Raw genomic sequence first — 9,102 nt, 5'->3', positions numbered from 1 at the left:
GCCCAGGTGATGTCGCGCGCGTCGATGAAGTAGCGGCCGTCGAAGGAGAGGAACACCTTGCGTTCGGTGTCCTTGTCGGGGAGCCAGCTCTTGTGCCACTGCACGACGGTGCCGGCGCCGTCGAGCTTGGGGAAGTAGAGGCCCTCGCGGCGTTCGGGCTGGTGGTAGAAGGCGTGGCCGTTGTCCAGCCGGTGATTGGTCCTGATGAGGAGGTCGCTGTCGATGACGCGCTCGAAGAGGCGAACGGGGAAGTTGGTGCGGGCGACGACCTTGGGCTCGACGTAGTGCACGTCGACCTCGTCGGCGTCGACGTAGCGGCCGGGGTCGCCGGCGAGGCGGTGGAAGGTCTTGCGGACCGTGTCGGGGCCCTCGAAGCCCTCGGTGAAGGCGGTGAGATCACCCTCCTTCTCCTGCCGGTACCAGGTGGTGCGGGAGAAGTCGTCGAAGGCGAAGGCCTCCAGGGTGGTCCCGGCGGCCAGGGTGCGGCCCGGGACCTCCAGCAGGTAGGGCTCGTAGATGAACTCGATCACGCGCGAGCGCGGTTCGTAGAGCTTCGCGGTGACCCGTACGCGCCCGGTGCCCGGGGCCAGACTGGCCGCGGGGTCGGGCGCGGGCGCGGCCGCCTGCGGGACGGCGGGGGCCCAGGCGGTGCAGGTCAGGTCCTGGGCGCCGCCGTTGACCTCCAGCACGAGCGGCTGACCGGCGGCGGCCCCGGCGGGAGAGGCGAGGCCCAGGATGCAGTCGGACAGGTCGTTGATGGCCTTCAGCCGCCCGGTGCCGCCCTGGACGTACGCGCGCCAGGTCTGACGCCAGTAGGAGGTGTCGGAGCCGGTGTCCGGGAACTTCGGGCGCAGGGTGACGGCCGCCCCCGCCTTGGTGCCCTCCGCGGTCAGATACAGGCCGGTGGCGACGTGCCAGATCCGCGACTGGGCCACCCGGAACCGCTCGGCCACCCACAGCTGCGGCTTCTCCGCTCCTTCCCGGACGAGCTCCACCACACCGCCCTCCGCCGCCGTGGCAGCCCGCGCCACCAGGGAGGGATCACGGTGGAGGCGGAGAACGAACGGCTCCGCGGGCCAGTCGACGAGCATCTCAAGCAACCCTTCAGCAGGCGTACATGACGGACTGCCAGCCATGATCACCCAGGCCACCCTGCGGGCACCAGCACACCTGTACGCCAGGCCCGCCCCACGGGCGGGGCCGACCTGGCGGGCGGGTGCGAAAGCTGGGACGATCGTTGCAGGTGGCTGTACGTCACCCTTGCGGAACTGAAAGTGATCGGAGATGGGGACCATGGCAGAGCCCACCCCGGAGGAAGTCAAGGCGTTCAAGGAACGGTACGCCGCGTGGGAGGCCGCGAAGAAGGCAGGGAAGGACCCGGGCCCGCTGACCCTCCTGGACGGCGTCACCCAGATTCCGGCCGACGGCGAGTACATCATCGTCCGCGATGACGAGATCCAGGGAATCGTCGAGGGCTGATCACACACCCGTCGTCGAGTGCGGCTCACCGGGCCCACGGGGTCTCCACGGCGGCGTCCTCGAAGTACACGACGGCGGTGAGCAGGCCGCGGGTGGGCTGGAGGATGTCGCGGTGCAGCCGGACCTCCCGGGTACCGGGGGCGTTCACGGAGCCCTGGTTGTGCCGGTTGAGGACGTAGACCACGTTGGGGCCGAGCAGCACGGTCAGCCTTTGCCGCCGGCCAGGACCAGGGCGACGGCTCGGGCGGGCAGGGAGACGAGGGTGCTGGTGTACCAGTCGGCGGGGCGGGTGTCGGTGGTGTTCCGTCCGGTCACTGCGTCCTCCCGGGGTGGGCGGGTGAGTGTGAGGGGCCGGGCGCCCGCCCGCCGTCTCCCCTGGGGTTACAGGAGGTTCAGCGCGTCCAGGGCGAGGTAGGCCGCGGCAGTGTCGGTCAGTGCGCCCTGGCGGAGCACGCGGGCGCGGAACTCGTCCAGGGCGAGGGTGACGACCTCGATGAACTCGGTGCACTCCGGCTGTGGTTCGGCGACCCTGACGCAGTCGGTGGCGAAGAAGGCGAACCGCAGGGCGTTGGAGTAGGCGTCGTGCCAGTACGGGCCTGCGGAGTGGATCTCACCCTGGTAGCCGGTTTCCTCCAGGAGCTCCCGGGCGATGGCGTCCACCGCCTGCTCGCCGGACTCCAGGAAGCCGCCGGGCAGTTCGTACAGCACGCGGTCGGGGCCGGGCCGGTACTGGCGGGCGAGGATGACCTGCCGGTCGGGGGTGAGGGCGAGCACCGCGCCGGCCGGGCGCTCGCGTTTGAGGTAGAACTCCTCCTTCCGTCCGTCGGGCAGTTCGAAGTCGACGCGGTCGACGGACCGGCCGAACTTGCTGAAGACGGTGGCGCGTTCGATCTCGCGCCACGACGCAGTGGTGTCGGTCATGGCCAGGACTGTACGGGCCCGGCCGGGCTCTGGGCGCCCGCCTGCGCTGCCGCTTCGCCTCCCGGGCCTTCACCACCCCGGGCCCTTCGCCCCGTAGCCGGCGGAGCGTGCGCAGGCCCTCCTTGATGAGATGGGCGCGGTGCGGGCGGGGGTCGCCGGCCAATCCGGCCCCGGCCTCCGCGTGGTGCCCGGCCGGGGCTTGTCAAAAACAAACGCCCTGGTCACCGGTTCACCCGAATGGCCGGTACGGATGAGGACGGGTGCCCGTGTGCCTAGGCTGGGGAACGCGGGGCCGGCGCTGCGCCCGGGACCACGTCACCGGCATGCGGGGGCGCACGGGGGAAGCCGTTCCGAAGACATCGGACGAGCAGGTCACGGCGCTCGTGAGCCCGTGATCATGTCCGGGCCCCGCGTTCCCGGAAGGAGCGAATCACGATGACGTCTGTCACCGCACCGACGCAGTTCCTTGTCCTGTCCGAGGCGGACCTGGACAAGCCGCTCCAGGTCCAGCTCAACGGGCTGGTCGTGGTGGACCTGGAGACCAACCCCAGCATCGGATCCGACTGGCGCTACGAGCCGCTGATCGGGGTCCCGGAGCAGTTCGAACTGCTCAGCGACGCCGAACTGTCCGGCAAGACCCCCGGCTCGTCGGGAGCCCACACCTTCCTGTTCCGCGCCGTGCGGCCCGGGGGCGGGGAGCTGAGGTTCCAGCACGAGCTGCGGGGCAAGCCGGACGGGAAGCCGATCCAGTTCACCATCAAGGTCGTGCAGCCCAATACCTGAGCGCGGGGGATCTGGGCGGTACCGCCCGGGAGCTGGGCCTTCGACCGGGCCCGCGCCGAGGCCAGCCGGTGCGGTGGCGCCGCCCTCTGGCCGTCCAAGCAGGACGCTCGGTTGGGAGGACCCAGCCGAGCGTCTGACTGAACTCCTCGCCGCCCGGACAGCCGGCTACGCCTCGCAGCGGCCTCTGGAATCCACCCGGGCTTCGGCTCAGACTTCGCCGAACTCGCCACTGCGGACGGCGGAAACGAACGACTCCCAGGCCGCGACCAGGAAGACGAGGGCCGATCCCTCAGGGTCCTTCGAGTCACGAACAGGGGCGAAACCAGGGAAGTCGGCAGCGACTTCCACGCAGTCACCGCCGTTGTTGGAGTACGAGGACTTGACCCAGGAAGCGCCGGACAGGTCTACACGGTCGGTCACAACGCTCCTCAGGCTTCGCCGAACTCACCGCAGCGGACAGCAGCGACGAACGACCCCCACTCCTTGATCGGAAAGACCAAGGACGGCCCCTCCGGGTCCTTCGAGTCACGGACCGGCATGACACCCGGGTAGCCGTCTGCAACTTCAATGCAGCCACCCTGCCCGTTGCTGTACGTGCTCTTCCGCCACCCGGCGCCGGTCAGGTCAACTTCGGTGGCATTCATAGCCCTTCCGTGCCCGCCCCCGCTCGCACAAAACGCTCGGCTGGGGAACCCCAGCCGAGCGCCTGACTGACTCCTCGCGCTCTGGACAACCGACCACGTGTTGCAACGATCCCTGGTAGCGGCTCAGACTTCGCCGAACTCGCCACTACAGACGGCGGCAACGAACGAACCCCAGGCCTCAACCGGGAAGACCAGGGCCGGTCCGTTAGGGTCTTTGGAATCTCGGACAGGCATCACACCAGGGAAGCCGGGTGCTACCTCCACGCAGTTGCCCCCGTTGTTGCTGTAACCGGACTTTCGCCACCTGGCGTCGGTCAGGTCAAGAGTGGGGCTGATCATTCAAAGTCCTTCCGAGCAGCACGGATCAGGTCGAGCGAAGCCGCTTTGGACAGTGACTCCACCTGGAGTTGATCGTAGTCACTGTCCCAGGCTTCCACCGTCCTGCGCCCCCGCTCCACAATGCCACGCGCCTGAGACTCGGCGTAGCCGACAACCGGGCGAAACCGAGACCGGACTCGTCCTCCCCCTGCGCACCATCCTCACGATCGACTACGTGCCCGCCGCCCAGTTCCCCGAGGACCTCAACCTCGTCTACGCGGGCGGCGTCGTCACGCCCCCGCAGGCCGAGGCCGTGCGCCACCACCAGCCCCCGGAGGAGATCCGCGCCCTCCGCTGGATGCCCCAGTCCAGGCTGCGCGACGCGATGGCGCCCGACCAGTACCGGCGCGTCCAGGACGCCTGGGACGCCTGGGAGCACGGCGCAGGCCTGCCCCTCCTCGTGAGCGGCGTCCCCGTCCCGGTCAACTGACCAACACCGCCCAACCCCTCCCCGGGCTCCACCGTCCGGGGAGGGGCCATCACTTCCACAGAGAGACAGCGCATGGCTTCAGCAGCCGACAAGGCACCCACCGGAACGTGCGGCTGCACCAGGCGGGACCTGGGCGGGTGCGTGGGCGACCTCAACCTCCCACCCCTGGGCGGACGTTACCGGGGAGGCCCCAGCGGCCGGACCGGCATCCTGATCGACCTGCACCGCATCACCGACCCCGCCACCGGCGTCACCCACTTCACCCAGGCCACGTTCCGCGACGACGACCCTTCCGTCCGCACCAGGATCTGGTCGGTCAAGTGCGCCGGCCCGCCGAGGGTCGAGTCGATGGCCGCCGAGGCCCGGCCCCTCTCGGAGGAGGACTTCGCCGACCTGATCGACCGCTACGACCGCGGAACGTCCCTCTCCGACCTGTGCCGGGAGCTCCACCGCTCCACCGTCTGGCTGGAGACCCGGTTCCGCGAGCGCGGCGTCAGGCTCCGCACCCCCGCCGAGGCCCGGAAACTGTGGCGCCAGCAGAAACGCGCCCGGGGCGCGGTGCCCAGGAGCGTCTGAGCAACACCGTCAGAGGGAGGTGGACAGCGCCACGTGCCGCCACTGGTCGAGTTCGCGCCGTACCAGGTCCAGCTTCGCCTCGACGCGCTCGATGGCGTCCGCGCCCAGCTGGAGGCGCAGCGGGGGTTCGGCGGTCTCGGTGATGTCGACGATGGCCTTGGCGGCCTTGGCCGGGTCGCCGGGCTGGTGGCCGTTCTTGTCGGCCATCGTCTCGCGCATCGGTCCCGCGCTTTCGGTGTAGTCGGCGATGGCGGCCGGCTCGACCCGGAGGCTGGCGTCGGTGAGGAAGTTCGTGCGGAAGCTGCCCGGTTCGACGATGGTGACGCGGACTCCGAGGGGGGCGAGTTCGCCGTGGAGTGCTTCGGTGATGCCTTCGAGGGCGAATTTCGAGGCGCCGTACAGGCCCATGGCCGGTGAGGTGGCGATGCCGGCCATGGAGCCGATGGTGAGGACGTGTCCGGAGCGCTGGGCGCGCAGGGTCGGCAGGGTCGCGCGCAGCGTGTTGAGGACGCCGAACACGTTGACGTCGAACTGCGCGCGGGCGGCTTCGTCGGAGACCTCCTCGATGGCGCCGACGATGCCGTAGCCGGCGTTGTTGACCACGACGTCGATCCGGCCGAACCGGTCGAGCCCGGCCTGGACGGCGGCTGTCAGCTGCTCGGGTTCGGTCACGTCCGCGTTCACCGCCAGCAGGCCGTCCGGTGTGTGGGGGTGGGCCTTGAGCACCGCCGATGCGTCCCTGGCCGTGGCGATGACGCCGTGTCCTCGGTCCAGTGCCTCGCGGGTGATCTGTGCGCCGAGTCCCCGTGATGCGCCGGTGACGAACCAGATGCTCATGTTTCTCCCCTGTTCCGGTGGCCCCTGGTGGCTTGGCGGGCCGACGGGTCGACGTTAGCCCTTGGAGTTCGCTCTAGATCAACAGCTGTGTGGCAGCGGGGCCTCGGTTCCCCGGGGGCGCGGGGGCCGGGTCGTCGCTTCCCGGCGACGGCCATATAGCTGAAAAACGAGGCGTTGTCCAGGGCATCGGCGGCGCGTCGCGACGGGATTCGGCGGGCGTGACATCGAATGGAATCTTCCGATTGTTCGTCAACATGCTATTCGGAGGATGCGATGAAAGCTGCCAGTGTTCTCCTGGCCGCCGCCGTGATGAGCGGCCAGCTGGCATTAGGAACCCCGGCGTTCAGCGCCGCCGGCAAGGACCCGGACATCACCACCGCGTGCGCGGGCACCGTCAGCGGGAGTACCTTCACGCTGAGCGCGGACTGCGACACGACGGTGACGCTGACCGTCCCGGACGGCTTCACCGTGGACGGGGCCGGGCACACGATCACCGCGCACGACGCCAATTCCGGGGCGAGCGACTTCTTCCACGGCCCGGTGCTCACCAACGCCGGGTCGACGATGAACCTCAACGACCTCACCGTGCGCGGCACCGGCTTCGCCTTCCACTGCGACAACGCGAACCCGACGGTCGGCGTGCAGTTCACCGACGCGAGCGGCTCGATGAGCGACGTGCGGGTGCTGGACATCACCCAGCACTCGGACTGCCTGACCGTGCACAGCATCCTGATCCGCTCCACCGTCACACAGCAGACCGTCACGATGGCCGACGTCACCGTCTCCGACTACCAGCGCACCGGCCTGCTGGTGATGGGCAAGGCCACGGTCGACGTCGGCGGCAGCACCTTCGGCCCGCCGGACCTGACCGTCCCCAATCCGGGCCGCCTCGCGCAGAACACCGTCCAGTACGGCTCCCCCTCACTGCCCGGCCCGACCGGCGGGACCTTCGCCGACAACACCGTGTACGGCACCGCCTTCGGGACCCCCGCGAACGCCTCCACGGCGATGCTGATCGCCAACGCCGACGGGTTGACCATCACCCGCAACACCTTCACCGGCGCCGGGACGGACATCGGCATCGCGATCGTCAGCTCCCAGAACGTCACCGTGTCCTACAACGCGATCGACCGCGGCGCCCCCGACCGCCCCGGCTTCCAGGACGCGTACGGCATCGGGGTCAGCGTCGACGACGCCTCCGCGCCGACCACGGCGCTGATCTGCAACACCTTCGCCGGCTGGAACGAGAACCTGGAGAACATCACCCAGCCGCCCTGCATCACCACCACCACGGTCCCCTGCCAGCCCGTCGACCAGCCGTACAACGCCACCCTGCACGCGACGACCGAGAACCCCTCGCCGCAGCTGACCTGGAGCCTGGTCACCGGGCCGATGCCGCCGGGCCTGACGCTGAACGCGGACGGCACCATCACCGGCACGCCGACCGTGGCCGGCACCTACACGATCACCGTGCAGGTCTCCGACCCGGTGGACGGCACCTCCACCAGCGAGGTCGTGCTGTGCATCACCCCGGTGGTCGCGCCCGGCATCGAGCTGGCGAAAACGGTGGCGACACCCGGCCCCTACTCCGTGGGGCAGACGGTCACCTACTCCTACACCGTCACCAACACGGGCGGCGCGGAGCTGACCGGCGTCCAGGTGACCGACGACCACGTCACCGGCATCAGCTGTCAGTCGACCACCCTGGCGCCGTCGGGCAGCCCCGGTTCCACCACCACCTGCACCGGCACCTACGTCATCACCGCGGCCGACGGTGCGGCGGGCTCCGTGACCAACACCGCCACGGCCAGCGGCGTCGCGAACAGCGTGACGATCACCTCCCCGCCGGCCCACCTGACCCTGCCGGTCGGAGCGTCCCGCATCACCCTGGAGAAACGCGTGCTCTCGTCCGGCCCGTTCACCATCGGGAGCAGGGTCGAGTACACCTACACCGTCACCAACACCGGCAGCACCCCGCTGACCGGCATCACGGTCACCGACGACCGGGTCACCGGTGTCACCTGTGACACGACCACGCTCGCCCCCGGTGCCAGCACCGTCTGCCACGGCACCTACACGATCACCTACACCGACGCCATCGCGTGCAGGACCGGCAAGGGCGACCGCGGCGGCGGCGACCACGACCGGCACTGCACGGTCACCAACGTGGCGACCGCGACAGGAACCGACCCGCAGGGCGAGCACATCACCAGCGAGCCCGCCAAGGCCACCGTCACGGTGGACATCAAGCACCACTGCCACGGCAAGCCCGACGGCAAGGAGGGCTGCGACAACTGGGCCGCACTCGACGCCCGCTGAGACCCGGCCGACGCAAGGACCCCTCGTAAGCCGCTCCACAGCGCCCCCTCCGGACCCCCCGACACGCTCGGCCCCGGAGGGGGCGCAGCGCGTCCGCGGGCCGCGGGGCGGCGGTCCTCGACTTCTACGAGTCCGTCCACCGCTCCGCGGCCCGCCTCGACGGCTGGAACGTCGGCGGCGAGGCGGGGCGCGGAGCGGTTCCGGTGAAGGAAGTCGCGATGGTACGGGTCATGCCGCGGTGGGGGCGCCCGCGACGCGGCGCTCGCCGCCGTTTCGCTCCTGCCAGAAGCGGTACACCTCGACGGCGTCCTCGCGCTCCTCGTGGCGCATCGGCAGTCGGCGTTCCTGCCACGGCTTGGCGAACTCGCCGTAGAAGGTGTCCAGTTCGAAGTACTTGCGGTCGTCGACGTAGTGGGGCTCGTAGGCGTCGCGAGTGGTGAGGAAGACGACCTCGTCCGGCGAGCAGTAGTACAGCGAGCCCAGGCACATCGGGCAGGGGTGGGCGAGCACGTAGATGGTGGTGCCGGTCAGGTGCTCGGTGCCCAGCTTCGTGCAGGCCTCGCGGATGGCGAGGATCTCCGCGTGCGCGGTGGGGTCGTTGGTCTGGGCGACCTTGTTGGGGCTCTCGGCGAGGATCTCGCCGTCCTTGACGATGACGGTCGCGAACGGGCGGCCGCCCTCGGCGACGTTCTGGCGGGCGATGTCGATGGTGCGCTGGACGAAGTCCATGAGGGG

The 9,102-nt window shown here is 69.9% G+C and carries 13 protein-coding genes; 5 read left to right on the top strand and 8 right to left on the bottom strand.

Translation table 11 applies throughout. The annotated features are described in order from the left end of the window. Positions 1–998: RICIN domain-containing protein (locus RZ50_RS28660; RefSeq protein WP_217681031.1), on the bottom strand; the 998-nt coding region annotated here is incomplete at its 3' end. A gap of 295 nt (positions 999–1,293) precedes the next feature. Between RZ50_RS28660 and RZ50_RS28655 the strand changes: the two genes are divergently transcribed. Next, the gene (locus tag RZ50_RS28655; RefSeq protein ID WP_217681029.1) at positions 1,294–1,479 is read left to right on the top strand and encodes a hypothetical protein; all 186 of its coding nucleotides are present in this window, start codon (positions 1,294–1,296) and stop codon (positions 1,477–1,479) included. Between the two features lie 25 nt (positions 1,480–1,504). Here the strand turns inward: RZ50_RS28655 and RZ50_RS28650 are convergent, their stop codons facing one another. Beyond that, entirely contained in the window at positions 1,505–1,681 is a 177-nt protein-coding gene (locus RZ50_RS28650) for a hypothetical protein (RefSeq protein ID WP_217681027.1), read from the bottom strand. 179 nt (positions 1,682–1,860) lie between these two features. Beyond that, complete coding sequence (locus RZ50_RS28640; RefSeq protein ID WP_217681025.1) at positions 1,861–2,400, bottom strand: NUDIX hydrolase; 540 nt, start codon at positions 2,398–2,400, stop codon at positions 1,861–1,863. Between the two features lie 435 nt (positions 2,401–2,835). Here RZ50_RS28640 and RZ50_RS28635 point away from each other — a divergent pair, with 435 nt between their 5' ends. Beyond that, entirely contained in the window at positions 2,836–3,183 is a 348-nt protein-coding gene (locus RZ50_RS28635) for a protease inhibitor I42 family protein (protein ID WP_217681023.1), read from the top strand. Positions 3,184–3,390: 207 nt separating this feature from the next. Here the strand turns inward: RZ50_RS28635 and RZ50_RS28630 are convergent, their stop codons facing one another. The 3 genes from RZ50_RS28630 to RZ50_RS28620 all read right to left on the bottom strand — a co-directional run bounded on the left by RZ50_RS28630 (position 3,391) and on the right by RZ50_RS28620 (position 4,166). Further along, the gene (locus RZ50_RS28630; protein ID WP_308272458.1) at positions 3,391–3,603 is read right to left on the bottom strand and encodes a DUF397 domain-containing protein; all 213 of its coding nucleotides are present in this window, start codon (positions 3,601–3,603) and stop codon (positions 3,391–3,393) included. An 8-nt stretch (positions 3,604–3,611) separates the two neighbouring features. After that, positions 3,612–3,827 (bottom strand): DUF397 domain-containing protein, encoded by a 216-nt coding sequence (locus RZ50_RS28625; protein WP_217681021.1) that lies wholly within the window; start codon positions 3,825–3,827, stop codon positions 3,612–3,614. A 123-nt stretch (positions 3,828–3,950) separates the two neighbouring features. Further along, the gene (locus RZ50_RS28620; protein ID WP_217681019.1) at positions 3,951–4,166 is read right to left on the bottom strand and encodes a DUF397 domain-containing protein; all 216 of its coding nucleotides are present in this window, start codon (positions 4,164–4,166) and stop codon (positions 3,951–3,953) included. A gap of 214 nt (positions 4,167–4,380) precedes the next feature. Between RZ50_RS28620 and RZ50_RS28615 the strand changes: the two genes are divergently transcribed. Both RZ50_RS28615 and RZ50_RS28610 read left to right on the top strand, forming a co-directional pair. Next, entirely contained in the window at positions 4,381–4,635 is a 255-nt protein-coding gene (locus tag RZ50_RS28615) for a hypothetical protein (RefSeq protein WP_217681017.1), read from the top strand. Positions 4,636–4,707: 72 nt separating this feature from the next. Continuing rightward, positions 4,708–5,211 (top strand): hypothetical protein, encoded by a 504-nt coding sequence (locus tag RZ50_RS28610; RefSeq protein ID WP_217681015.1) that lies wholly within the window; start codon positions 4,708–4,710, stop codon positions 5,209–5,211. Between the two features lie 9 nt (positions 5,212–5,220). Here RZ50_RS28610 and RZ50_RS28605 read toward each other — a convergent pair whose 3' ends face one another. Then, on the bottom strand, positions 5,221–6,048 hold the full coding sequence (locus tag RZ50_RS28605) for an oxidoreductase (protein ID WP_217681013.1): 828 nt from the start codon (positions 6,046–6,048) through the stop codon (positions 5,221–5,223). A 273-nt stretch (positions 6,049–6,321) separates the two neighbouring features. On the opposite strand from RZ50_RS28605, the gene RZ50_RS28600 reads away from it, so the two are divergent. Continuing rightward, on the top strand, positions 6,322–8,367 hold the full coding sequence (locus RZ50_RS28600; RefSeq protein ID WP_217681012.1) for a putative Ig domain-containing protein: 2,046 nt from the start codon (positions 6,322–6,324) through the stop codon (positions 8,365–8,367). A 228-nt stretch (positions 8,368–8,595) separates the two neighbouring features. Here RZ50_RS28600 and RZ50_RS28595 read toward each other — a convergent pair whose 3' ends face one another. Further along, entirely contained in the window at positions 8,596–9,096 is a 501-nt protein-coding gene (locus RZ50_RS28595; RefSeq protein WP_217681033.1) for a nucleoside deaminase, read from the bottom strand. Between the last annotated feature and the right edge of the window lie 6 nt (positions 9,097–9,102).

The sequence above is a fragment of the Kitasatospora sp. SUK 42 genome, from assembly GCF_015776785.2.
Classification (GTDB): domain Bacteria; phylum Actinomycetota; class Actinomycetes; order Streptomycetales; family Streptomycetaceae; genus Kitasatospora.
This window is presented reverse-complemented; position numbering and strand designations above follow the sequence as displayed.

What these genes read in the sequence shown, in the direction of transcription:
- RZ50_RS28655 (WP_217681029.1), top strand. Translation starts at nt 1,294, where the DNA reads ATGGCAGAGCCCACCCCGGAGGAAGTCAAGGCGTTCAAGGAACGGTAC.
- RZ50_RS28640 (WP_217681025.1), bottom strand. Translation starts at nt 2,400, where the DNA reads ATGACCGACACCACTGCGTCGTGGCGCGAGATCGAACGCGCCACCGTC.
- RZ50_RS28635 (WP_217681023.1), top strand. Translation starts at nt 2,836, where the DNA reads ATGACGTCTGTCACCGCACCGACGCAGTTCCTTGTCCTGTCCGAGGCG.
- RZ50_RS28625 (WP_217681021.1), bottom strand. Translation starts at nt 3,827, where the DNA reads ATGAATGCCACCGAAGTTGACCTGACCGGCGCCGGGTGGCGGAAGAGC.
- RZ50_RS28620 (WP_217681019.1), bottom strand. Translation starts at nt 4,166, where the DNA reads ATGATCAGCCCCACTCTTGACCTGACCGACGCCAGGTGGCGAAAGTCC.
- RZ50_RS28610 (WP_217681015.1), top strand. Translation starts at nt 4,708, where the DNA reads ATGGCTTCAGCAGCCGACAAGGCACCCACCGGAACGTGCGGCTGCACC.
- RZ50_RS28605 (WP_217681013.1), bottom strand. Translation starts at nt 6,048, where the DNA reads ATGAGCATCTGGTTCGTCACCGGCGCATCACGGGGACTCGGCGCACAG.
- RZ50_RS28600 (WP_217681012.1), top strand. Translation starts at nt 6,322, where the DNA reads ATGAAAGCTGCCAGTGTTCTCCTGGCCGCCGCCGTGATGAGCGGCCAG.
- RZ50_RS28595 (WP_217681033.1), bottom strand. Translation starts at nt 9,096, where the DNA reads ATGGACTTCGTCCAGCGCACCATCGACATCGCCCGCCAGAACGTCGCC.